The organism is Pseudomonas sp. BF-R-26, from assembly GCF_019947395.1.
Classification (GTDB): Bacteria; Pseudomonadota; Gammaproteobacteria; order Pseudomonadales; family Pseudomonadaceae; genus Aquipseudomonas; species Aquipseudomonas farris.
Genome location: NZ_JAGYGK010000023.1, coordinates 1 through 24,449, shown reverse-complemented (window position 1 = coordinate 24,449; position 24,449 = coordinate 1). Strand labels below are relative to the sequence as shown.

Here is a 24,449-nt window from a genome sequence, read left to right as displayed (position 1 = left end):
GGGCATGGCTGGTGTAATGGATTCGGTGAACCAGCGCACGCAACTGGTAGGGCAGAATCGCCTTGAGCTGTTGTTGTTCCGTCTTGACGGCCAGCAGCTGTATGGGATCAACGTGTTCAAGGTTCGTGAGGTGCTGCAATGCCCCAAGCTGACCCTGATGCCCAAGTCCAGTCCTGTCGTGTGCGGTGTGGCGAATATTCGGGGGGCGACCATTCCGATTCTGGATCTGGCGATGGCGACCGGTTCCGGAGCGCTGAAAGATCAAAGCAATCCCTTCGTGATCATCACGGAGTACAACACCAAGACCCAGGGTTTCCTGGTTCGGTCGGTGGAGCGCATCGTCAACATGAACTGGGAGGAGATTCATCCGCCACCCAAGGGCACCGGGCGCGATCACTACCTGACAGCTGTGACTCGAGTCGACAATCAGTTAGTCGAAATCATCGACGTCGAGAAGGTGCTGGCAGAAGTGGCGCCTACGCCGGAAGCGATTTCGGTGGGCGTGGTGGATGTCGAGACTCAGCACAAGGCGTTGTCTTTGCGCGTGCTGACGGTCGATGACTCGTCGGTGGCACGCAAGCAGGTGACCCGTTGCCTGCAAACGGTCGGCGTCGAGGTGGTGGCGTTGAACGACGGTCGGCAAGCGCTGGATTACCTGCGCAAGCTGGTCGACGAAGGCAAGAAGCCGGAAGAAGAGTTCCTGATGATGATTTCCGACATCGAGATGCCGGAGATGGACGGGTACACCCTGACGGCCGAGATCCGCAACGACCCGCGCATGCAAAAGCTGCATATCATCCTGCATACTTCGTTGTCGGGTGTGTTCAATCAGGCGATGGTCAAGAAGGTCGGTGCCGATGACTTCCTGGCCAAATTCCGTCCTGATGACCTGGCATCCCGGGTAGTCGACCGGATCAAAGCAGCAGATAACAGCTAGGGGCCTTCTGCCCCTGGCGGTCAACACGATTTAAGAGGCGGCATCTTTGTCTACAGGTAATTTGGATTTCGAACAGTTCCGGGTATTCCTGGAAAAAGCCTGTGGCATTTTGCTCGGTGAAAACAAGCAATACCTGGTCTCGAGCCGTCTCAACAAACTGATGGAACAGCAGGGCATCAAATCGCTGGGTGAGCTGGTTCAGCGCATCCAGACTCAGCCGCGCAGCGGTTTGCGCGAGATGGTGGTGGATGCCATGACCACCAACGAAACCTTGTGGTTTCGTGACACCTATCCGTTTGAAGTCTTGAAGAACAAGGTGTTGCCTGAAGCGATCAAGGCAGCCCCTGGCCAGCGCCTGCGGATCTGGTCGGCGGCATGCTCGTCGGGTCAGGAACCGTATTCGCTGTCGATGTCCATCGATGAGTTCGAGCGGGTCAACATGGGCCAATTGAAGATGGGCGTGCAGATCGTTGCCACGGACCTGTCCGGCACCATGCTAACCAACTGCAAGACCGGCGAGTACGACAGCCTGGCCATCGGTCGCGGTCTGTCGCCCGAGCGCCTTCAGCGTTACTTCGACCCGAAAGGGCCGGGACGCTGGGCCATCAAGGCGCCAATCAAGAGCCGGGTGGAGTTTCGCTCGTTCAACCTGCTGGACAGCTACGCGAGCCTGGGCAAGTTTGACATCGTGTTCTGCCGCAACGTGCTGATCTACTTCTCTGCCGAGGTGAAGAAAGACATCCTGTTGCGCATCCACAGCACGCTGAAGCCGGGCGGTTATCTGTTCCTTGGTGCGTCCGAAGCGCTGAACGGTTTGCCGGATCATTACCAGATGGTCCAGTGCAGCCCGGGGATCATTTACAAGGCGAAGTGATTCGTTGACGGCATAAAAAACGGGAGTCCTCAGGGGGCTCCCGTTTTTTTGTGCCTGTAATTATCTCTAAAAATCACCACACCTCCTGTGGGAGCGGGCTTGCCCGCGATAGCGTCATGTCAGTCGACATCTTCATTGCCTGTCACTCCGCCATCGCGGGCAAGCCCGCTCCCACAGGGGGAGATGGTGTTCTTTCGATCGTGATAAGCGGCAGAAAAGCGGCAGGCGGCGGAAATCGGTTGCCGCTTTTCTGGCATTGCCGCCTTGCCATCGCGCGCAAAGCCCCGGTTTACGGGCTTTTTTGAATTGGCACGCCGCTTGCTATGTCCATCGTACGAAAAATCAGGTCACCCGAAGGTTTCCCGACATGAGCATCAGCTTCGATAAAGCGCTCGGTATCCACGAACAAGCCCTGGGCTTCCGCGCTCAGCGTGCCGAAGTCCTGGCCAACAACATCGCCAACGCCGACACCCCGAACTACAAGGCTCGGGATCTGGACTTCTCGAAAGTGCTCGCCGAGCAGAACGAGAAAACCAAAAACGGCAAGTTCGCCTTGAACATGACCAACAGCCGTCATATCGAAGCTGAAGGCCTGGGCAATGGTGACGAGTCGCTGATGTATCGCACGCCGATGCAACCGTCGATCGACCAGAACACCGTGGACGCCCAACTGGAACAGTCGAACTACGCGGAAAACGCGGTCAACTTCCAGGCCAGCTTCACCCTGCTCAACAGTAAATTCAAAGGGCTGGTGTCAGCCCTGCGCGGAGAGTAATCCATGTCTCTATCCAGTGTTTTCAACATTGCCGGTAGCGGCATGAGTGCACAAACCACTCGCTTGAACACCGTGGCCTCGAACATCGCCAACGCCGAGACCGTCTCGTCGAGCATCGACCAGACCTACCGTGCCCGTCACCCGGTATTCGCCACCATGTTCCAGGGCGGCCAGAGCGGCGGCAGCGATTCGCTGTTCCAGAACCAGGACGCAGCCGGTCAAGGCGTGCAAGTGCTGGGCGTGGTCGAAGACCAGAGCAACCTTGAAGCGCGCTACGAGCCGAACCATCCGGCTGCCGATGGCAAGGGCTACGTCTACTACCCGAACGTCAACGTCGTCGAAGAAATGGCCGACATGATTTCCGCGAGCCGTTCGTTCCAGACCAACGCCGAAATGATGAACACCGCCAAAACCATGATGCAGAAGGTCCTGACCCTCGGTCAGTGATAAGGGGCGATTCATATGAGCGTTATCAGCGATGTTCTGGCCAACTCTTCGGTCCAGACCACTACCACCAAAGACAGCCTGACCACGGCCGCTACCGGCGGGCAGGCGCTGGGCAAGGACGCGTTCCTGCAACTGTTGGTGACTCAGCTGAAAAACCAGAACCCGCTCGATCCTCAGGACAACAGCGAGTTCGTGGCACAGCTGGCGCAGTTCAGTAGCCTGGAAGGTATCACCACGCTGAATGATACGGTCAGTGGCCTTGCCAGCAGCTACAGCTCGTCGCAAGCCTTGCAAGCTTCTTCGCTGGTGGGCCGTTCGGTCATCGCGCAGACCGACAAAGCCGTGGTCGACACCTCCAAGAGCCTCAACGGTACCGTCGTGGTACCGACATCGGTTTCCGCCGCCACCGTCAAGGTCACCAACTCGGAAGGCAAGACCATCCGCACCCTCGAGCTGGGCAGTCAAAGCGCCGGCAACACCAGTTTCATTTGGGACGGTAAGGACGATGCGGGCGTGGTGGCACCGGCGGGCACCTACACCTTCGGCGCAACGACCACCATCGACGGCACGAACACCTCACTGATTACTTACCTGCCTGCAACGGTCAACAGCGTGACCATCAGCCAGACCGGCGGTGAGTTGATGTTGAACCTGGCAGGCATGGGCAGCGTTGCCCTGTCCAAAGTACAAACCATTGGTATATAGAGCCGACTAACACGGCACAAAGGAGTGGAATATGTCTTTCAGTATCGGCCTTAGCGGTCTCTATGCAGCCAACAAACAACTGGACGTGACCGGCAACAACATCGCCAACGTCGCCACCACCGGTTTCAAATCGTCCCGTGCAGAATTCGAAGACGTGTACTCGGCCACTCGCCTGGGTACCGGCAGCAAGACCATCGGTAACGGCGTGCGTCTGGCCAACGTTTCCCAGCAGTTCAGCCAGGGCGACGTGAACAACACCGGCAACGTGCTGGACATGGGCATCCAGGGTACCGGCTTCTTCATCCTCAGTGACAACGGTTCCCTGAGCTATACCCGTGCCGGTGCGTTCAAGACCGACGCTGAAAACTATGTGGTCGATAACAACGGCAACCGTCTGCAGGGTTATGGCGTCGATGCCAACGGCAAGATCATCAACGGTGTGTTGACTGACTTGAAGATCGATACCACGGCCCTCAAGCCGAATCCGACCACCAAAGTCGATCAGACGTTGAACCTGAACTCGGCGGAAACACTGCCGACTGTGGCGACGTTCAGTGCCACCGATACCAATAGCTATAACAAGACCATTTCCACCAAGGTCTACGATAGCCAGGGTAACGAGCACACCATGGATCAGTACTACGTGAAAACGGGGACCAACGCCTGGCGCGTTTATACCTATATGGATGGTCGTTCCCCGGCCAACCCCGCTACCACGCCACCAGCACCGATCACCGCCGACATCACCTTCAACTCTGACGGCAGCATCAATACGCTGACGGCGGGTGCTGGCTGGACCCAGACCGGCAACACGTTGACCATGACCGGTTGGGTGCCAGGCACCATTACCAACGCCGCAACGATTCCTGTGACCTGGGGGCCGAACGGTTCCGTCGCTGCCACTGGCGGTATCGCGTTCAACATGGCGCTGACCACCTCTTACAACTCGCCAACCGCCCGTACCGCCCAATATCAGGACGGCTACGCCACTGGCCAGATCTCCAGCCTGAGCATCGACGCCACCGGCGTCATGACCGCCAACTTCAGCAACCAGCAAACCAAGGCCATCGGCCAGGTTGCAGTCGCCAGCTTCGCCAACGAGCAAGGCTTGCAGCCGATCGGTGGTACCCGCTGGAAAGAAACCTTTGCCTCAGGCGTGGCGGGTGTCGATGCGCCGACAACCGGCACTCTGGGTTCGGTCGTGTCCAACTCCCTGGAAGAGTCCAACGTCAACCTGACCAATGAATTGGTCGAGTTGATCAAGGCTCAGAGCAACTACCAGGCAAACGCCAAGACCATCTCCACCCAGAGCACCATCATGCAGACCATCATTCAGATGACCTGATGTTGGTTAGCGGATAGCGCTTCACAAAGAGCCCCTCGCAAGAGGGGCTTTTTTGTGGGTGGTAAATAAAGATCAAGATCAAAAGATCGCAGCCTCGTTGCACTCGACAGCTCCTACAGGGTTCGCTTGTCAACGTAGGAGCTGTCGAGCGAAGCGAGGCTGCGATCTTTTGATCTTAAAGCAGGCAAAAGAAAACCCCCGACAAGCCAGAAGCTCATCGGGGGTTTCGAGTAAGCGCCTTTCAGCGCTCACCAGCTCAGCTTATTGGCAAGCTTCGCAATCCGGCTCGTCGATGGCGCAAGCCTTCGGCACTGGAGCAGGGCCGGCAGGAGCTGCCAGGACCGAGTCGTCACCGTGGTTGCCGCCGCTGGAAACAGCGTTCAGCTTACCGGTGTTGATGGTCGACTTCTCGGTGCTGGTCGCGGCCAGGGCACGGAGGTAGTAAGTGGTTTTCAGACCACGGTACCAGGCCATGCGGTAGGTCACGTCCAGCTTCTTGCCCGAAGCGCCGGCGATGTACAGGTTCAGCGATTGAGCCTGGTCGATCCACTTCTGACGACGGCTGGCCGCGTCAACGATCCACTTGGTGTCCACTTCGAACGCAGTTGCGTAGAGCTCTTTGAGTTCTTGCGGGATGCGCTCGATCTGCTGTACCGAACCGTCGTAGTACTTCAGGTCGTTGATCATGACCGAGTCCCACAGACCGCGAGCCTTGAGGTCGCGAACCAGGTACGGGTTGATCACGGTGAATTCGCCCGACAGGTTCGATTTCACGTAGAGGTTCTGATAAGTCGGTTCGATCGACTGCGATACGCCAGTGATGTTGGCGATGGTCGCGGTCGGTGCGATGGCCATGATGTTGGAGTTACGAATGCCTTTCTGCACACGGGCACGAACCGGTGCCCAGTCCAGGGATTCGTTCAGGTCAACGTCGATGTACTTCTGGCCGCGCTGCTCGATCAGGATCTGTTGCGAATCCAGCGGCAGGATGCCTTTGGACCACAGCGAACCCTGGAACGTCTCGTAAGCGCCGCGCTCGTCGGCCAGATCGCAGGAAGCCTGGATCGCGTAGTAGCTGACCGCTTCCATCGACTTGTCGGCGAACTCGACGGCAGCGTCGGAACCGTAAGGGATGTGCTGCAGGTACAAAGCATCCTGGAAGCCCATGATGCCCAGACCGACCGGACGGTGCTTGAAGTTGGAGTTCTTCGCTTGTGGCACCGAGTAGTAGTTGATGTCGATAACGTTATCGAGCATGCGAACGGCGGTGTTCACAGTGCGTTCCAGCTTGGCGGTGTCCAGCTTGCCGTTGGTGATGTGGTTCGGCAGGTTGATCGAACCCAGGTTGCAAACGGCGATCTCGTCCTTGTTGGTGTTCAAGGTGATCTCGGTGCACAGGTTCGAGCTGTGAACCACACCCACGTGCTGCTGCGGGCTGCGCAGATTGCACGGGTCTTTGAAGGTCAGCCATGGGTGGCCGGTTTCAAACAGCATGGACAGCATTTTGCGCCACAGGTCTTTGGCCTGAATGGTCTTGAACAGCTTGATCTTGCCTGGGTACTGGGACAGGGCTTCGTAGTACTCGTAACGCTCTTCGAAAGCCTTGCCGGTCAGGTCGTGCAGATCCGGAACTTCGGATGGCGAGAACAGGGTCCACGGGCCGTCATCGAAGACACGCTTCATGAACAGGTCAGGGATCCAGTTGGCGGTGTTCATGTCGTGGGTACGACGACGGTCATCACCAGTGTTCTTGCGGAGTTCGATGAACTCCTCGATGTCCATGTGCCAGGTTTCCAGGTAAGCACAGACGGCGCCTTTGCGCTTGCCACCCTGGTTAACGGCGACGGCGGTGTCGTTCACTACTTTCAGGAACGGTACAACGCCCTGGGATTTGCCGTTGGTGCCCTTGATGTACGAACCCAGCGCACGAACCGGCGTCCAGTCGTTGCCCAGGCCGCCAGCGAATTTCGACAACATGGCGTTGTCGTGGATCGCGTGGTAGATGCCCGACAGGTCATCCGGCACGGTGGTCAGGTAGCAGCTAGACAGCTGTGGACGCAGGGTACCGGCGTTGAACAGGGTCGGGGTCGAGGACATGTAGTCGAAGGACGACAACAGGTTGTAGAACTCGATCGCACGGTCTTCTTTGTTCTTCTCTTCGATTGCCAGGCCCATGGCCACGCGCATGAAGAAAATCTGCGGCAGTTCGAAGCGGATACCGTCCTTGTGGATGAAGTAACGGTCGTACAGGGTTTGCAGGCCCAGGTACGTGAACTGCTGATCGCGCTCGTGGTTGATCGCCTTGCCGAGTTTTTCCAGGTCGAAGGACGCCAGAACCGGGTTCAGCAATTCGAATTCGATACCTTTGGCGATGTATGCAGGCAGCGCCTTGGCGTACAGGTCGACCATTTCGTGGTGAGTCGCGCTCTCGGCGACGCCCAGGAAGTTCAGGCCTTCGGCACGCAGGGTGTCCATCAGCAGGCGGGCGGTCACGAACGAGTAGTTCGGCTCACGCTCGACCAGCGTACGGGCGGTCATCACCAGAGCGGTGTTAACGTCGGTCAGGGCCACGCCGTCGTACAGGTTCTTCAGGGTTTCGCGCTGGATCAGGTCGCCGTCGACTTCTTCCAGGCCTTCGCACGCTTCAGTGACGATGGTGTTCAGACGACCCATGTCCAGAGGTGCAAGGCTGCCATCGGCGCGGGTGATGCGGATCGATGGGTGAGCCTGTACTGCGTCTTCGGCAGGGGTGCGTACTGCGCGTTCCTTGGAGCGGGCGTCGCGGTAGATCACGTAGTCGCGCGCAACTTTCTGCTCGCCAGCACGCATCAGGGCCAGTTCGACCTGGTCCTGGATTTCTTCGATGTGGATGGTGCCGCCCGATGGCATGCGACGCTTGAAGGTAGCGGTGACCTGTTCGGTCAGGCGGGCAACGGTGTCGTGGATGCGCGACGAAGCGGCAGCGGTGCCGCCTTCAACTGCAAGAAACGCTTTGGTGATGGCGACGGTGATTTTGTCATCGGTGTAAGGAACGACAGTCCCGTTACGCTTGATCACGCGCAGTTGGCCAGGCGCGGTGGCGGACAGATCCGAATTCGAATCGGCGGCCTGCGGCAAGGTGCCCTGCGGGTTCTCGCGAGTTGTGTCGGTTTGCATGGGGGGTTGTCTCCACATTCTCTATGTTTGTTTGGGCACCATCACGGTGCCCACCGTTCTGTCCTGAAGCACTACAACCGACGTGGCGTCGGGCATAACAACTTCGGGACAGTAGGAAAAAGGCTAATGATGCCGCTTCCTTGCCGAAGTCTTTGGCCGCGAGCCTGGGCTCGAAGCCGGATTCCTTTCTGGGGTGCCAGTTTTGACTGCAACACCCGTACCGTTCTGGCTGTTCTGGCCTGAAAAAACGGTGCCATCCGCACAGGCGGTTTGGGCTTGTAAAATCGTGCTTGGTTCAACCATAAACAGGCAATAAAGCGCTTGAGTTTCTGGTCTGAAATGTGGTTGGGCTTTTAAGCTAAAACCCTACATGTAGGGTTTTTTTAGCGCCTAGGTACAAGATAATGCGTTTTGGAGGGTGTTGCAACGTACTACCTGTGGATAAACCTGTGCGTAAATTGTGTGTGAAAGGTGGAACAAGCGTGTAGGCCGCGAGCTAGCTGGAGCGGACTGTTTTTCACTGATTTTCAGCGATTGAAAACAGTCATTCGGATTTTTAAGGGCGCGAACCCTATCACAAAAAACCGTCGCGTCCGAACGCATTTACCCGCTTGTGTTCCAGACGTGCGCCGTTTATACAATCGGCCAATGCAGATGCATTCTTATCCTCCCCAATCATTACAAAAAGACGGGCGGATCCGTCCCTTTAAAGTGATGTTGGCAAGCAGAGGTCACCGTGGAGCAAGAAGTCTGGCAGGTATTGATTGTCGAGGACGACCAACGTCTGGCCGAACTGACCCGCGACTACCTCGAAGCCAATGGCCTGCGCGTATCGATCGAGGGCAACGGCACCCTTGCGGCGGCACGCATCATCAAGGAGAAACCGGATCTGGTAATCCTCGACCTGATGCTCCCCGGCGAAGATGGCCTGAGCATTTGCCGCAAGGTTCGCGACAAGTATGACGGCCCGATCCTGATGCTCACCGCGCGCACCGATGACACCGATCAAATCCTCGGACTCGACCTCGGCGCGGATGACTACGTCTGCAAGCCCGTTCGCCCACGCCTGCTGCTGGCGCGCATCCAGGCCCTGTTGCGGCGCAGTGAACCCCCTGAAACCGCTCCGGAAAAACAACGGCGTCTGCAGTTCGGCCCGTTGGTGGTCGACAACGCGTTGCGCGAGGCTTGGCTGCATGACAAAGGCATCGAGTTGACCAGTGCCGAGTTCGATTTGCTCTGGCTGCTGGTGGCCAACGCCGGGCGTATTCTGTCCCGCGAAGAAATATTCACCGCGCTGCGCGGTATCGGTTATGACGGCCAGGACCGTTCCATCGACGTGCGCATTTCACGCATCCGCCCGAAGATCGGCGATGACCCGGAGCATCCGCGACTGATCAAAACCATCCGCAGCAAAGGCTATCTGTTCGTTCCCGAAGCCTGCGCAGACTTGTCGCTGTGAACTCGATCTTCCTGCGCATTTATGGCGGCATGTGCGCGGCGCTGATTCTGGTGGCTGTGCTCGGCGTGCTGGCCTTGCACCTGCTTAACCAAGTGCGCAGCGAGCAATACCGCGAGCGCCTGGCCCACGGCACGTTCTCGCTGATGGCCGATAACCTGCAACCAATGAACGAAACCGAGCGCCATCGGGCCTTGCTGGTGTGGGAGCGCTTGCTCGGCATTCCGTTGGCGCTGAAGACATTTCCCCAGACCGATCTCGACCTGACCCAGCGCACCCGCGTGCTGCGCGGCCAGGCCTTGGTGGAGCAGACCGGCCCGCACGCGGCAAAGGTTTACCGCTTGGTCAGCGACAAGGAACAACTGGTGCTCACCGGGGAAGTCCAGCAGATCAGCGAGCAACTGGCGCGAGCGACCATTTATCTGCTGGCCGATGAACTGGTGCGCTACCCGGTGGCCGAGCAGCCCAAGCGTCTGGCGCAGTTAAAGGAAGAGAAGGGTTTCGGCTTTGATCTGCAGCTGGTCACGATCGATCAGGCCGACATGGACGAAGACCAGAGTCGCCGCATATCCGAAGGCGACACGGTGATGGCGCTGGGCAAGGGTGGCGATTCGATCCGGGTGTTTGCCGGCATGGTCGGTACACCGTGGGTGCTGGAAATCGGACCGCTGTATCAGATGAATCCTTACCCGCCCGAGTGGCTGGTGCTGATCGCGGCCCTAGGCTTGAGCCTGATCGGTTTGATTGTCTATCTGTTGGTGCGCCAGCTGGAGCGCCGTTTGCGCGGGCTGGAAGCCGCCGCCACGCGCATCGCCAAGGGCAGCCTGGAAACCCGCGTACCGGCACGCGGCGCAGACTCTGTGGGGCGTCTGGCCTCGGCGTTCAACGGCATGGCCGAGCACTTGCAGCAATTGTTGGCGATTCAGCGAGAACTGGTGCGTGCCGTGTCCCATGAACTGCGCACGCCGGTCGCGCGTTTGCGTTTTGGCCTGGAGATGATCGGCTCGGCTACCACGCCTGAGGCGCTGGAAAAATACCGCGAAGGGATGGACCACGACATCGAGGACCTCGATCGGCTGGTCGACGAGATGCTCACCTATGCGCGGCTGGAGCAAGGTTCGCCGGCGCTGAACTTTCAGCGAATCGATCTGGATGCGTTGGTCAATCAGGTGATCGAAGAACTGGCGCCACTGCGGGCCGAGGTCACGGTGCAGCGCGGCTTGTGCCTGTCAGCCGCCGATTGCGACGACGCCTGGGTCGAGGCCGAGCCGCGCTACTTGCACCGGGCGTTGCAGAACCTGGTGAGCAACGCCATGCGTCACGCCCATTCACGGGTGACCGTCAGTTATCAGGTGGGGCAGCAGCGCTGTCGGGTGGATGTCGAGGATGACGGGCCGGGCGTGCCGGAAACCGCGTGGGAGAAAATCTTCACCCCGTTCCTGCGCCTCGATGACAGCCGCACCCGCGCCTCGGGCGGGCATGGGTTGGGGTTATCGATTGTGCGACGGATCATCCATTGGCATGACGGGCGAGCGTTGATCGGCAAGAGCAAAAGCCTGGGTGGGGCCTGTTTCAGTTTGAGCTGGCCGAGGAATCAGGAGCGGCGTTGAGATTGTTGGTGTCCTTTGGGCCCTATCGCGGGCAAGCCCGCTCCCACAGGGTCCGTGTCGTACACGAGATCTGTGGACACCACTGAACCTGTGGGAGCGGGCTTGCCCGCGATGAGGCCATCCCAAACACTGAAAGCCTTCAAGCCTTGATACTCCCACAGTGTTCGTGTCGTACACGAGATCTGTGGACACCACTGAACCTGTGGGAGCGGGCTTGCCCGCGATGAGGCCATCCCAAACACTGAAAGCCTTCAAGCCTTGATACTCCCACAGTGTTCGTGTCGTACACGAGATCTGTGGACACCACTGAACCTGTGGGAGCGGGCTTGCCCGCGATGAGGCCATCCCAAACACTGAAAGCCTTCAAGCCTTGATACTCCCACAGTGTTCGTGTCGTACACGAGATCTGTGGACACCACTGAACCTGTGGGAGCGGGCTTGCCCGCGATGAGGCCATCCCAAACACTGAAAGCCTTCAAGCCTTGATACTCCCACAGTGTTCGTGTCGTACACGAGATCTGTGGACACCACTGAACCTGTGGGAGCGGGCTTGCCCGCGATGAGGCCATTCCAAACGCTGAAAATTTTCAGGCTCTGATACTGACCAGACTCAACAACTGCCCATCAATCACTGCAAACTGCGCATCCAGCTCAGTGCCGCTACGCCATTCACTGGACAGGTCAGTCAGCAACCGCAACCGCACTTCGCCCCCCGCGCTCCACTCCAGCACTTCGGCGTGTTCGAAATAGAAGCGCTTCTGTACGATCGGGTAGAGCGCCTTGAACAGGCTTTCCTTCACCGAAAACGTAAGCGTCACCCACAGTGCCAATTGATCTCCAGCCCCGGCAGCCATGCGCTGCATTTCAGGCCCGGTGAGAATTTCCCCGGCCAGGCGTTCGGCGCGCTCCGCATCGAGCAGGTTTTCCAGGTCCATCCCCAGACCGCGCCAGTGCGCCTTGTTCGCGACAATCGCCGCGGCACGGCCGGTGCTGTGGGTGATCGAGCCGGTGATATGCGCCGGCCACACCGGTGCGCGGTCTTCGCCGATGGCGGGAATGAAACTCAGCCCTTCCAGTTGTTGCAACGCCGCCCGAGCGCAGACTCGCCCGGCGAGAAACTCGGCTTGGCGCTTGGCCACTGACCGCTGGATGCTCGCAGGCGGCTCGATGGCGCTGCGCTGGAAATCATCGCTGGCCAGTTGCCTGGTATCGAAGTGGGTACCCAACAAGACCGTATCGGGCAGCACAAACGGCAGCGGCCAATGGGCGTCGAGTGGGGTGCAGCAGACGGGTAGGGCGGGGACGGGATTCATGACGGGCATTTTGCCGTCTAGCGCGATGGCTGGGTAGTGGCAGCAGGGCTTTTGTGGCGAGGGGGCTTGCCCCCGTTCGGCTGCGAAGCAGTCGTGAATCGGCGAACGCGGTTTATCTGTCGAAACGCGATTGCAGATTTCGGGGCTGCTTCGCAACCCAACGGGGGCAAGCCCCCTCGCCACAGTGGTCTACGTGATCAGCTAAATATCTTCTTGAAAAACGCCTGCATGTCCGCCCAAGACTTTTCATCCGCGGTCTTGCTGTAACCAATGTCCGGCCCGCCGTGGTCGCCATGGCTCAGACGATCCGCCTCGGGATTGCTGAACCCATGCTTGGCGCCTTCGAGGGTGACGAACTTGTAGTCGGCTTTGGCCTTGTCCATTTCCGCTTTAAATGCCATCACGTTTTCCGCAGTGACCATGCTGTCCAGCGCGCCATGCTCCACCAGGACTTTCGCCTTCACACTGCCAGGCGTCGCCGGGGTATTGGTCACCAGCGCACCATGGAAACTCACCACGCCTGCCAGCGGCACGCCTTGACGCGCCGCATCCAGCACCACCTTGCCGCCGAAGCAATAACCAATGGCCGCCAGTTTGTCCGGATCGGTCTGCGGCTGTTTCTTCAGCAAATCGAGCCCGGCCTGAAACCGCGCGCTGGCCGCTGCGCTGTCCTTCAATGCTGCTTGCATGAAGGCCATGGCGTCCTTGGCGTGTTCGGTGTTCTTGCCGTCGCCAAACATGTCGATCGCCAGCGCGCTGTAGCCCAGACCAGCCAGATCACGGGCGCGGCGCTTGGCGTAGTCGTTGAGGCCCCACCACTCATGCACCACCACCACGCCCGGGCGCGGGCCTTTGATGGCGTCGTCGTAGGCGTAATAGCCGATCAGCTTCGTACCGTCGGCACTTTGATAGGGGATTTCCTGGGTCTGGATGGCAGCCTGGCTGACCCCACTCAGAGCCAGTAATACGAGGGCGAGGAACATACGCATGATCAAACCTCCTTATTAAGAGTTGTCAGAACAGCGTAGTCGATGTGATTCAGCTCAGGTTCAGAGTGCGTTCAGGGGCAGTACAGGGAGGGGTCAGTAACCTTGCCCCGTACCCAAAAAGCACATAGCGCATGAGGAAACTCCCCAATGACTACTTTTAAAAAACTGTTTCTGGCTTTCACCATGATGGGCGCCAGTATTGCGGCCCACGCCGATACCACCAATTTCGCCGGCCTGACCTTTGGCCAGACCAGCGACAAGGTTAAAAAATCCAGCGCCCTGAACGACAACCTCAACCACCCGAACGCCGACGGTGTGATCGGCAAGGACAACACCTGGGGCGTGCGTCTGGGCCAGCAAGACAGCAAGGGCCGCTACTACGCCACTTATGACAATGTGTCGGGCTCGCACAATGGCATTAAACTGCGTCAGGAAAACCTGCTGGGCAGCTACGATTTGTTTTACCCGGTGGGTGGCAGCACCAAATTGTTCGGCGGTGCCACCGCCGGCTTGACCAAACTGACCCAGGATTCGCCAGGCTTCAGCCGCGACAGCGACATCGGTTACGCCATTGGCGGCCAGGTCGGTGTATTGCAGCAAGTTTCGCAAAACACCTCGGTCGAGCTGGGTTACCGTTACCTGCGCAGCAACGCCAGCACCGAGGTGAGCGAGCGCGGCGGCAGTAAACAGGGTTCGCTGGACTTGACCAGCAGCGCCCAGACCTACCTGTCCGCCAACTACGCTTTCTAAGAAGCGTTTCGCAAGGGTATGCGCCGAGGTCCGTCTGTTAAACGCAATCCCTGTGGGAGCGGGCTTGCCCGCGATGACGGCAGCACATCCACCATTGATGTGTCAGACCGATCGCTATCGCGGGCAAGCCCGCTCCCACAGGTTCCGCGGCTGAACTGACTGGCATCAGTGCACACGCCGGATCAACCCAAGCGGTTGATTCGGCGTCGCCATGTTAGCCATCGAGGTGCGCATGCCTTTGTATGTGTTGCGCCTTTGGAGATGTTGATTTGCCCAGGAGAGCGTTATGAAATTGCTGGTCGTCGAAGATGAAGCGCTGTTGCGCCATCACCTGCAAACCCGCCTGACGGATAGCGGCCACGTGGTCGAGTCCGTGGCCAATGCCGAGGAGGCGCTGTACCAGGCCGGGCAGTTCAACCATGACCTGGCGGTGATCGACCTCGGTCTGCCGGGCATGGGTGGGCTCGACCTGATTCGTCAGTTGCGTTCCCAGGGCAAGACCTTTCCGATCCTGATCCTCACCGCGCGCGGCAACTGGCAGGACAAGGTCGAAGGCCTCGCCGCCGGTGCCGACGACTACGTGGTCAAGCCGTTCCAGTTCGAAGAGCTGGACGCCCGCCTGAATGCCTTGCTGCGCCGCTCCAGCGGTTTCACCCAGTCGACCATCGTCGCCGGTCCCTTGTTGCTGGACCTCAACCGCAAACAGGCATCCCTCGATGAACAACCGCTGGCGTTGACCGCCTACGAATACCGGATCCTCGAGTACCTGATGCGCCATCACCAGCAAGTGGTGGCCAAGGACCGCTTGATGGAGCAGCTCTACCCGGATGACGACGAGCGTGATCCGAATGTGATCGAGGTATTGGTCGGCCGCTTGCGCCGCAAACTCGAAGGCCCATCCGGCTTCAAGCCGATCGATACCGTGCGTGGCCTCGGCTACCTGTTTAACGAGCGCTGCACTTGATTCGTTCCCTTCGTGTCCGATTGATGCTCGCCGCCACGATCCTTGCGGTGTTGTTCATGCTGGCGTTGCTGCCGGCGATGCAGGGCGCGTTCAGCCTGGCGTTGCAGGATTCCATCGAGCAGCGCCTGGCGTCGGACGTCACCACGCTGATCTCCGCCGCGCGGGTGGATAACAACCGCTTGCAGATGCCGACGCAGCTACCCGATGAGCGTTTCAACCTCACCGACAGCCGTTTGCTCGGCTACATCTATGACCGCGAAGGTCATCTGGTCTGGCGCTCGAAAGCCACCCAGGAAGAGAAGATCAACTACAAGCCGCGTTACGATGGGCGCGGCAACGAGTTCGCGAGAATCCGCGAAGCCAATGGTGAAGAGTTCTTCGTCTATGACGTCGAGGTCAAGCTGCTGGGCGGCCAAAGCGCGGCGTTCAGCATCGTCGCCCTGCAACCGGTGCGCGAATACGAAATCACCCTCGAAGGCCTGCGGGAAAACCTTTATCTGGGCTTCGGCGCAGCCTTGTTGGTGTTGCTCGCTTTGCTGTGGATCGGCCTGACCTGGGGCTTGCAGGCGTTGCGTCGGCTGAGCCAGGAGCTGGACCAGATCGAAAGCGGCACTCTGGAAAGCCTCAGCGAACAACACCCGCGTGAATTGCTGCGCCTGACCGGCTCGCTCAACCGCTTGTTGCACAGCGAACGCGAACAGCGCAGCCGTTATCGCGATTCCCTCGACGACCTGGCTCACAGCCTGAAAACCCCGCTGACGGTGTTGCAAGGGGTCAGCGAAGACATGGCGCAAAAGCCGCAAGAGCGCGAGCAGGCCTGGGTGCTGCAAACCCAGATCGAACGCATGAGCCAGCAGATCGGCTATCAGCTGCAACGCGCGAGCCTGCGCAAAAGCGGTCTGGTGCGCCATCAGGTGCGCCTGCGCCCGGTACTGAAAAGCCTCTGCGATACGCTGGACAAGGTCTATCGTGACAAACGCGTGCGGGTCGCCTTCGATCTGCCGGAGCAGTGCTACGTGCCGATCGAACAAGGCGCCTTGCTGGAAATGATGGGCAACCTGCTGGAAAATGCCTATCGCCTGTGCCTGAGCGAAGTGCGCATCAGCGTGCGCGAAACCCTCAGTGGCATTGAACTCTGCGTCGAAGATGACGGGCCGGGCGTGCCACCGGATCAGCGTGCGAGGATTCTGCAGCGTGGCGAGCGGCTGGATCGCCAGCATCCGGGGCAGGGGATCGGGTTGGCGGTGGTCAAGGACATCATCGAAAGCTACAGCGCCAAGCTGACACTGGGTGATTCGCCAATGGGCGGGGCGGCGTTCCGGATTCATTTTCCGGTGGTTTGATCCCTTGGATTGATGGTGTTTTTTCGGGCCTCATCGCGGGCAAGCCCGCTCCCACAGTGATCGGTGTCGTTCACAAATCCTTTGGTTAAAGTAGATACCTGTGGGAGCGGGCTTGCCCGCGATGGGGCCAGCCAATTCAACGCAAAAATCAGTTCTCTTGCGTGCGGTAAGCACCAGGCGTCAACCCCGTCCATTTCTTGAACGCCCGATGAAACGCCGACGGCTCGGAAAACCCCAGCTGCTCGGCAATCTGTTGCAACGACAGATCCGCACGCCCCAGGTGATAAATCGCAATGTCCCGGCGCAACTGATCCTTCAATTCCTGAAAACTCGTGCCTTCTTCGCGCAAATGCCGACGCAAGGTTTGCGGGCTGATATGCAGGTGCGCGGCCACCGCTTCCAGGTCTGGCCAGCGCGCACTGTCGCGGCTGAGCAAGCGCCGCAACTGGCTGCTCAGGCTGTCGCCTTCGTCGGGGCGCGAGAGCAGGTCGGCGGGGGATCGCTCGAGAAAGTGCTTGAGGGTTCGTTCGTCCTGCAACAGCGGCATGTTCAGGTAGCGACTGTGAAATAACAGACTGCTTTGCGCCGTCGTGCTCTTTACGGTGGAAAAGCTCAGCGGGCAAGAAAACAGCAAGTCGTATTCGGCCCCGTGTTCAGGCCTCGGGTAGCTGAACGTGGCCTGCTCCAGACGAATGCGCTGGCCGATCAGCCAACTGCCGAACCGATGCCAGATCACCAACAGGCTTTCGCTGAGGAAATGGTCCGGGTCCCACAGCGGCGAATCGTCGAGGCTCAGGCGAACCATGTCGCCTTCGCGGCTCAGCGTCAGACGCGGCGCCCCGGGGAACAGGCTGTAAAACAATAAACCGCGATTGAGCGCTTTCTCCAGCGTGCGGCAGTGGATCACCGCGTGGCACATCATCGCGAAGCTGCCGGGTTTGCTCGGCGCTTGCCCGAAACCCAGGTATTCGTCGTCCAGGGCCAACCACAACTCCTGGATCAATCGGGCGAACTGCTCGGGCGCGATTCGGGCGCGCGGCTCCTCGAGCAACTCGGGGCTGATCCCCAGTTGCTGCAACAGACTTGAATAGTCGTAGCCACGCCGACGCGCGCCACCGAGGGCGGCGCGGGCGAAATGGCTGGCGATGGTGCGTTCGCGCATAGAGGGCAGGTCCGTCCACTGAGCAATGGATGGTAGCGGTGCCCGTCGAGAATGAACAAGGCGGATATCCGCCAAATTGCAGGACGAGGTTTGGCTGGTGGGCGGAAATCCGCCACATCGTTGTAGCGGGTTAGTGACCAAAAAAAACCTGTAACCCTTGATGTCACAAGGCTGGCAGGGTTTTTTTCGAAGGTGGCACGGGGCTTGCGATACAAGCCACAGAGGTCTGCCAGCGCGCAGCTCGACAAAACAAATCCCTCCAGTGCAGGAGGGTTCGCAAATGAGGTGTCAGGGACAACAGACGGATGTTGTTACTGAGGCACTCTTGAGGAACTTTGCAATGACGACTCGTCAGCCACTGTATAAATCCCTGTACTTCCAGGTGATCGTTGCCATCGCTATCGGCATCCTGCTCGGTCACTTCTACCCGCAGACCGGTGTAGCCCTCAAGCCGCTGGGTGACGGGTTCATCAAACTGATCAAAATGGTCATCGCACCGATCATCTTCTGTACCGTTGTCAGCGGTATCGCCGGCATGCAGAACATGAAATCGGTCGGCAAGACCGGCGGCTATGCGCTGTTGTACTTCGAAATCGTCTCCACCATTGCCTTGCTGATCGGTCTGGTCGTGGTCAACGTCGTGCAACCGGGCGCCGGCATGCACATCGACGTGTCGACCCTGGACACCAGCAAAATCGCTGGCTTCATCTCGGCCGGTAAAGACCAGAGCATCATTGCTTTTGTCCTCAACGTGATCCCTAACACCATCGTCGGCGCCTTCGCCAACGGCGACATCCTGCAAGTGCTGATGTTCTCGGTGATCTTCGGTTTCGCCCTGCATCGCCTGGGTGCCTACGGCAAACCGGTGCTGGACTTCATTGATCGCTTTGCCCACGTGATGTTCAACATCATCAACATGATTATGAAGCTCGCTCCAGTCGGCGCGTTCGGTGCGATGGCCTTCACCATCGGTGCCTACGGTGTCGGTTCGCTGGTGCAACTCGGTCAGCTGATGATTTGCTTCTACATCACCTGCATCCTGTTCGTGGTCCTGGTACTGGGCGCGATCTGCCGCGCACACGGTTTCAGCGTCATCAAACTGATTCGCTACATCCGTGAAGAACTGCTGATCGTGCTGGGCACTTCCTCTTCGGAATCCGCGCTGCCACGCATGCTGATCAAGATGGAACGCCTGGGTGCGCAGAAATCGGTTGTGGGTCTGGTGATCCCGACTGGCTACTCGTTCAACCTCGACGGTACTTCGATCTACCTGACCATGGCGGCTGTATTCATCGCTCAGGCGACTGATACGCCGATGGACCTCACTCACCAGATCACCTTGCTGCTGGTGCTGCTGTTGTCCTCCAAAGGTGCGGCGGGTGTGACCGGTAGTGGTTTCATCGTGCTGGCAGCCACCCTGTCGGCCGTGGGTACTCTGCCGGTGGCCGGCCTGGCGCTGATCCTCGGTATCGACCGCTTCATGTCCGAAGCCCGTGCGCTGACCAACCTTGTTGGTAACGCCGTAGCCACCATCGTGGTTGCCAAGTGGGTGAAAGAGCTGGACGAAGACAAGCTGCAAGTCGAGCTGGCTTCCGGCGGTCGCGGTATCTCCGATACTCGCGAGGAAGATGACCTGGGTGTGGCTGAAGGCCCAACCCCGGCCAGCGTCAAGTAAGTACTCTGGCTGCATGAAAAACCCGCTTCGGCGGGTTTTTTCATGCCTGCGATTTGAGCGCAACGGTCACCGCCACTGACACATAAGGTGATTGCTGCAATGTCCTCGGCTGCCTAGGCTTGGGGGATCGTACTGGAGAACACTTATGCTCGGTCCACTGGCATCACTCAAGGTTCTGGATTTCTCGACACTGCTGCCGGGGCCGTTCGCCTCGTTGCTGCTGGCAGACATGGGCGCCGAGGTGCTGCGCATCGAATCGCCGACCCGCATGGACCTCCTGCGAGTATTGCCGCCGCACGATCAAGGCGTCTCGGCCAGCCACGCGTACCTCAATCGCAACAAGCGCAGCCTGGCGCTGGACCTCAAGCAGCCCGAGGCGCTGGAGGTGATCAAGCAATTGCTGCAGGACCACGACATCGTGCTGGAGCAGTTTCGTCCCGGCGTGATGGACCGGCTCGGTTTGGGGTATGAAGACTTGAAGGCGATCAACCCGAAGCTGATTTATGTGTCGATCACCGGCTATGGCCAGACCGGCCCCTACAAGGATCGCGCCGGGCACGATATCAACTACCTGGCGCTGGCGGGGCTTTCGAGCTACACCGGTCGTGCCGACAGCGGGCCGGTGCCGTTGGGCATGCAGGTGGCGGATGTCGCCGGTGGCTCGCTGCACGGGGTGATCGGCCTGCTGGCAGCGGTGATCGCGCGGCAGCAGACCGGGCAAGGGCAGCATCTGGATGTGAGCATGACCGACTGCGCCTTCAGCCTGAATGCCATGGCCGGTGCCGGGTACCTGGCCTGTGGCGTGGAGCCGGGCAGGGAAGAGCAGATGCTCAATGGTGGCAGCTTCTACGATTACTACCGTTCGCGTGATGGACGCTGGTTGTCGGTGGGTAGTCTGGAGCCGGTGTTCATGAAGCAGCTGTGTACGGCGCTGGGGGTGGAGGAACTGGCGCTCCAGGGCTTGTCATCCATACCCGCCCGGCAACAGGTACTCAAGGAGGCGTTGAAAGTTGAATTCGAAAAATACGATTTTGACGAGTTGTGCGCGCTGTTTGCCGAACTCGACGCGTGTGTCGAGCCGGTGTTGAGCCTGGGTGAAGCGGTGCGGCATCCGCAGTTGAAGGCGCGGGAATTGGTGGTTGAGGTGCCGAGGGGCGATGGTTCGACTCAGGCGCAGATGGCTTGCCCGTTGAAGTTTTCGGACGGGTTGCCTGAGCCGCGGCATATCGGGGCGGGGCTGGGTGAGCATACGGATCAGGTGTTGGAGGAGTTGGGGTTTAGTGTTGAGCGGATCGAGGAATTGCGGCGCATCAAGGTGATTTTGTAGCGTCGGTCCCGGCCCCATCGCGGGCAAGCCCGCTCCCACAGGGATCAGTTTTGATTACAAAATTTGTGAACGAATCCGACCACTGTGGGAGCGGGCTTGCCCGCGATGAGGCCGGCCGAACCACCACAAATCTGACTTATTCGACCCGCATCTCCCCACTAAACACCAATGTATTTCTGCACCGCCGGCACAAATACCGCCGCCCCTGTCTCACCAAACCATGACGCTGGGCCGAAAACGGGAAGTCGCTGTCGGCGCACGGGCATTTGTAGATGTAGCGGGTCATGCTGCGGCGTTTGACGTCGTAGGTGTGGCAGCGGTTGGGCGGCAGTTCGTAAACACCGCGCATGATCAGTTGCCACTCTTCGCCGTGAGGCTGAATGCGGTCGCCGAACAATTGATGGGCGATCAGGTGCGCGACTTCATGCGCCACGGTCTGCTTGAGGAAGTCTTCGGTGTTTTCCCGGTACAGCTGCGGATTGAAGCGCAGCAGGTTCTCGTGCAAATGCGCGACACCGGCTTTTTGCCCGCGCAGCTTGAGGCTCACCACGGGGCGTTTGAAAGGTCGTTTGAAAAAGGATTCGGCTTGTTGGAAACAGTCTTCGACGCGGGTATTGAGTTGCTCGGGCATGCTTGATGGATCTCCAGAGACGTCGAGTATGCCGCAACCCTCGGGACTTGCGAATCGCCGAGGCGCCGAATGGTCGTTGCTCCTGCTCTTTCTTAGAGAGTAGAAGGCCGCCTTGCGGCGGCCTGTGTTGGCAGATCTTGTTTTTGGTTGGTGTGTTGCTAATTGGTATAGACCGGCCCCACGCCGAGTCCCCAGACAATCACCGTGAACGCCATGATCGCCACCAGCACCACCAGTCCCACGGCGAGCACCGAGCTTGAAAACAGGAATCCCTCGTCCGACGGAATGTTCATGAACGTTGGCAAGCCCACATACAGCAGGTACACCGTGTAGCAGATGGCTGCGGTGCCGACGATCATTCCCAACCACATGTGCGGGTACAGCGCCGCCAGACCACCGATGAACAGTGGAGTCGCGGTGTATGTGGCGAACGCGACACAGCGTGCCAGGCTCGGGTTGGCGTCATAGGTGCGGGCCATCCAGTGGATGAAAGCCCCCATCACCGCGACACCGCCGAGCATCGCCAGGTACGACATGATGGTCATCCACAGCGCGCTTTCCATGGTCAGCATTACCGGCGCCCGGTTACCAATGACCCAGCCGACCTGCGTGGTGCCGATAAACGCCGATACGGCGGGGATCGCCGCCAGAATCAGGGTGTGCGTGAGGTACATGTGGCTGATGCTTTCCTCCTGGTCGCCACGGATTTCTTTCCATTCCTGGTCAGGGTGGGTGAAGAGCCCCACTACGTGATGGATCATGCCAGTCACTCCTCTTGTTGTTGCCATCGCCCCCCAGCGGAGCGCTTACGGGCCAAAGTGGCCAGGTAAGTACAGGTCTGAATACGTGTGCGACCTTATGCCGCAGTATAGAAAGGAGTTACCGGTAATAGTGCGAGGGGCTTAGAGCAAATCGCGCTGTAAACAATCTTGTTAATCGCCGCCGGGTCTGTCCCGAATGCAACCTGTGGCGAGGGGGCTTGCCCCCGTTGGGCCCCAAATCAGTCGACTATATTCTCCAAGAGGTAGCGCAGTGTTTGTTTTACGACTGCTTCGCAGCCGAACGGGGCGATGCGGCGTTCCGACAAGCCCCCTCGCCACAAGTGCAATGTTTTTGCGTAAAATGCCGGCCTTTCGTCACACCTCACGGATTTCGCGTCATGGGCACTCTCACGGTTAACCAGAACAAACTGCAAAAGCGCCTTCGCCGCCAGGCCGGTGAGGCTGTCGCCGATTTCAACATGATTGAAGACGGCGACAAGCTCATGGTCTGCCTGTCCGGTGGCAAGGACAGCTACACCATGCTCGACGTGCTGATGCATTTGCAGAAGGTCGCCCCGATCAAGTTCGAGATCGTGGCCGTGAACATGGACCAGAAGCAGCCAGGCTTTCCCGAGCACGTGCTGCCGGCTTACCTCAAAGAACTGGGCATCGAGTACCACATCGTCGAGAAAGACACCTATTCGGTGGTCAAGGAGCTGATCCCGGAAGGCAAGACCACCTGCTCGCTGTGCTCGCGCCTGCGTCGCGGCACGCTCTACACCTTTGCCGATGAAATCGGCGCGACCAAAATGGCCCTCGGTCATCACCGCGACGACATCGTCGAGACGTTCTTTCTGAACATGTTCTTTAACGGTTCGCTCAAGGCCATGCCGCCGAAGCTGCGTGCCGACGACGGTCGCAACGTAGTGATCCGCCCGCTGGCCTACTGCAACGAAAAAGACATTCAGGCTTACTCGGACTTCAAGCAATTCCCGATCATCCCGTGCAACCTCTGTGGCTCCCAGGAAAACCTGCAACGCCAAGTGGTTAAAGAGATGCTGCAGGAGTGGGAACGCAAGACCCCAGGCCGTACCGAAAGCATTTTCCGCAGTTTGCAGAACGTGATTCCGTCGCAACTGGCGGACCGCAACCTGTTTGACTTCACCAATCTCAAGATCGATGAAACGGCGGCTTCGCGCTTCGTCAACGTGGTCAATCTCTGACACAAATTGTGTGGGAGCGAGCCTTGTGGTGAGGGGGCTTGCCCCCGTTGGGCTGCGAAGCGGCCCCAAAATCGCTGATGTACCAAAGATTTTGTGAGTGCTACGCACTCAAACGGGGGCAAGCCCCCTCGCTACGGGTCGCTCCCACAGTTGGTTTTTCGCTTCAATCCTCAGGAGAGGGCATGCGCGACTACAAGTGGCTGAACGAGTACTGCTTGAACCGCTTCGGTTCGGCGGCTGAACTGGAAGCCCATCTGCCCGTTCCCAAGACCCCGGCGCAATTGCGCAAGATCAGCGACGACCGCTACCTCTCGACCATGGCGTTGCGGGTGTTCCGCGCCGGGCTCAAGCACAGCCTGGTGGACGCCAAGTGGCCGGCGTTCGAAGAGGTGTTCTTCAAGTTCGACCCGGAAAAAGTCGTGCTGATGAGCGCCGAGCATCTGGAGCGCTTGATGCAGGAAGCGCGGATCATCCGCCACCTGGGCAAGCTCAAGAGCGTTCCGCGCAATGCGCAGTTCATACTGGACGTGGCCCATGAGAAAGGCAGTTTTGGCGCGTTGATCGCCGAATGGCCGGTGACCGATATCGTCGGTTTGTGGACTTACCTGAAAAAACACGGGCATCAGTTGGGCGGGTTATCGGCACCGCGATTCTTGCGGATGGTCGGCAAGGACACCTTCGTGCCGAGCTACGACGTGGTGGCGGCGCTGAGTGCGCAGAAGATCGTCGACAAGGTGCCGACCAGCCTGCGGGACATGGCCACGGTGCAGAATGCGTTCAACCAGTGGCACGAAGAGAGCGGTGGACGGCCGATGAGCCAGATTTCGATGATGCTGGCTTACACAGTGAATCATTGAGACCGAGTTGAGCCCATCGCGGGCAAGCCCGCTTGTGTCTTGGGCAGGAATTAGACTGAGGGTGAGAGCGGTGAGTGGCAAGCTGAATGCCCGGAGTGCTTAAAGCACGTGTGGGAGCCCATGCTGCCATTCACCTCTCCGCTCTGGTT

The 24,449-nt window shown here is 59.0% G+C and carries 22 protein-coding genes; 16 read left to right on the top strand and 6 right to left on the bottom strand.

The window, feature by feature from the left end:
* Positions 1-4: 4 nt before the first annotated feature.
* From KGB18_RS27355 to flgE, 7 genes are all read left to right on the top strand, one after another.
* A complete protein-coding gene (locus KGB18_RS27355) occupies positions 5-937 on the top strand; it encodes a chemotaxis protein CheV (RefSeq protein WP_123720606.1) in 933 nt (310 codons plus the stop codon).
* 46 nt (positions 938-983) lie between these two features.
* The gene (gene cheR, locus KGB18_RS27350; protein ID WP_052966597.1) at positions 984-1,811 is read left to right on the top strand and encodes a protein-glutamate O-methyltransferase CheR; all 828 of its coding nucleotides are present in this window, start codon (positions 984-986) and stop codon (positions 1,809-1,811) included.
* A 116-nt stretch (positions 1,812-1,927) separates the two neighbouring features.
* Entirely contained in the window at positions 1,928-2,116 is a 189-nt protein-coding gene (locus KGB18_RS27345) for a hypothetical protein (RefSeq protein WP_201059656.1), read from the top strand.
* A gap of 62 nt (positions 2,117-2,178) precedes the next feature.
* Positions 2,179-2,586, top strand: a complete 408-nt coding sequence (gene flgB / locus KGB18_RS27340; RefSeq protein ID WP_007899124.1) for a flagellar basal body rod protein FlgB — start codon at positions 2,179-2,181, stop codon at positions 2,584-2,586.
* A 3-nt stretch (positions 2,587-2,589) separates the two neighbouring features.
* Positions 2,590-3,033: a flagellar basal body rod protein FlgC gene (gene flgC / locus KGB18_RS27335; RefSeq protein ID WP_007899122.1), complete on the top strand. Its 444-nt coding sequence runs from the start codon at positions 2,590-2,592 to the stop codon at positions 3,031-3,033.
* A 15-nt stretch (positions 3,034-3,048) separates the two neighbouring features.
* Entirely contained in the window at positions 3,049-3,738 is a 690-nt protein-coding gene (gene flgD / locus KGB18_RS27330) for a flagellar hook assembly protein FlgD (protein WP_123720607.1), read from the top strand.
* A gap of 31 nt (positions 3,739-3,769) precedes the next feature.
* Positions 3,770-5,083 (top strand): flagellar hook protein FlgE, encoded by a 1,314-nt coding sequence (flgE, locus tag KGB18_RS27325; RefSeq protein WP_123720608.1) that lies wholly within the window; start codon positions 3,770-3,772, stop codon positions 5,081-5,083.
* 261 nt (positions 5,084-5,344) lie between these two features.
* On the opposite strand, the gene KGB18_RS27320 is transcribed toward flgE, so the two are convergent.
* Entirely contained in the window at positions 5,345-8,239 is a 2,895-nt protein-coding gene (locus KGB18_RS27320) for a ribonucleoside-diphosphate reductase subunit alpha (RefSeq protein ID WP_123720609.1), read from the bottom strand.
* Positions 8,240-8,975: 736 nt separating this feature from the next.
* On the opposite strand from KGB18_RS27320, the gene KGB18_RS27315 reads away from it, so the two are divergent.
* Entirely contained in the window at positions 8,976-9,698 is a 723-nt protein-coding gene (locus KGB18_RS27315) for a response regulator (protein ID WP_123720610.1), read from the top strand.
* Complete coding sequence (locus tag KGB18_RS27310) at positions 9,695-11,305, top strand: ATP-binding protein (RefSeq protein WP_123720611.1); 1,611 nt, start codon at positions 9,695-9,697, stop codon at positions 11,303-11,305. The genes KGB18_RS27315 and KGB18_RS27310 overlap by 4 nt, the downstream gene beginning before the upstream one ends.
* 587 nt (positions 11,306-11,892) lie before the next feature.
* On the opposite strand, the gene KGB18_RS27305 is transcribed toward KGB18_RS27310, so the two are convergent.
* Positions 11,893-12,618: a 4'-phosphopantetheinyl transferase gene (locus tag KGB18_RS27305; RefSeq protein ID WP_223570801.1), complete on the bottom strand. Its 726-nt coding sequence runs from the start codon at positions 12,616-12,618 to the stop codon at positions 11,893-11,895.
* A gap of 197 nt (positions 12,619-12,815) precedes the next feature.
* Complete coding sequence (locus KGB18_RS27300) at positions 12,816-13,607, bottom strand: dienelactone hydrolase family protein (protein WP_123720613.1); 792 nt, start codon at positions 13,605-13,607, stop codon at positions 12,816-12,818.
* A 147-nt stretch (positions 13,608-13,754) separates the two neighbouring features.
* Between KGB18_RS27300 and KGB18_RS27295 the strand changes: the two genes are divergently transcribed.
* The 3 genes from KGB18_RS27295 (at position 13,755) to KGB18_RS27285 (ending at position 16,664) form a co-directional block, all read left to right on the top strand.
* Entirely contained in the window at positions 13,755-14,357 is a 603-nt protein-coding gene (locus tag KGB18_RS27295) for a hypothetical protein (protein WP_123720614.1), read from the top strand.
* 286 nt (positions 14,358-14,643) lie between these two features.
* Positions 14,644-15,321 carry a response regulator transcription factor gene (locus KGB18_RS27290; protein WP_123720615.1) on the top strand — a complete coding sequence of 226 codons (678 nt, stop codon included), beginning with the start codon at positions 14,644-14,646 and terminating at the stop codon, positions 15,319-15,321.
* The gene (locus KGB18_RS27285) at positions 15,318-16,664 is read left to right on the top strand and encodes an ATP-binding protein (RefSeq protein WP_223570800.1); all 1,347 of its coding nucleotides are present in this window, start codon (positions 15,318-15,320) and stop codon (positions 16,662-16,664) included. Before KGB18_RS27290 ends, KGB18_RS27285 begins: the two co-directional genes overlap by 4 nt.
* Before the next feature lie 148 nt (positions 16,665-16,812).
* Here KGB18_RS27285 and KGB18_RS27280 read toward each other — a convergent pair whose 3' ends face one another.
* The gene (locus KGB18_RS27280) at positions 16,813-17,826 is read right to left on the bottom strand and encodes an AraC family transcriptional regulator (protein ID WP_223570799.1); all 1,014 of its coding nucleotides are present in this window, start codon (positions 17,824-17,826) and stop codon (positions 16,813-16,815) included.
* A 340-nt stretch (positions 17,827-18,166) separates the two neighbouring features.
* Here KGB18_RS27280 and KGB18_RS27275 point away from each other — a divergent pair, with 340 nt between their 5' ends.
* Together KGB18_RS27275 and KGB18_RS27270 are read left to right on the top strand one after the other, a co-directional pair.
* A complete protein-coding gene (locus KGB18_RS27275; protein WP_123720618.1) occupies positions 18,167-19,501 on the top strand; it encodes a dicarboxylate/amino acid:cation symporter in 1,335 nt (444 codons plus the stop codon).
* 145 nt (positions 19,502-19,646) lie between these two features.
* Positions 19,647-20,828: a CaiB/BaiF CoA transferase family protein gene (locus KGB18_RS27270; RefSeq protein ID WP_201059646.1), complete on the top strand. Its 1,182-nt coding sequence runs from the start codon at positions 19,647-19,649 to the stop codon at positions 20,826-20,828.
* A 136-nt stretch (positions 20,829-20,964) separates the two neighbouring features.
* On the opposite strand, the gene KGB18_RS27265 is transcribed toward KGB18_RS27270, so the two are convergent.
* Entirely contained in the window at positions 20,965-21,459 is a 495-nt protein-coding gene (locus KGB18_RS27265) for a SprT family zinc-dependent metalloprotease (protein WP_038979462.1), read from the bottom strand.
* Between the two features lie 158 nt (positions 21,460-21,617).
* Positions 21,618-22,220, bottom strand: a complete 603-nt coding sequence (locus KGB18_RS27260) for a Yip1 family protein (RefSeq protein WP_030131100.1) — start codon at positions 22,218-22,220, stop codon at positions 21,618-21,620.
* A gap of 398 nt (positions 22,221-22,618) precedes the next feature.
* Between KGB18_RS27260 and ttcA the strand changes: the two genes are divergently transcribed.
* The gene (ttcA, locus tag KGB18_RS27255; RefSeq protein WP_223570798.1) at positions 22,619-23,443 is read left to right on the top strand and encodes a tRNA 2-thiocytidine(32) synthetase TtcA; all 825 of its coding nucleotides are present in this window, start codon (positions 22,619-22,621) and stop codon (positions 23,441-23,443) included.
* A gap of 182 nt (positions 23,444-23,625) precedes the next feature.
* Complete coding sequence (locus KGB18_RS27250) at positions 23,626-24,300, top strand: DNA-3-methyladenine glycosylase I (protein ID WP_223570797.1); 675 nt, start codon at positions 23,626-23,628, stop codon at positions 24,298-24,300.
* Positions 24,301-24,449: the final 149 nt, after the last annotated feature.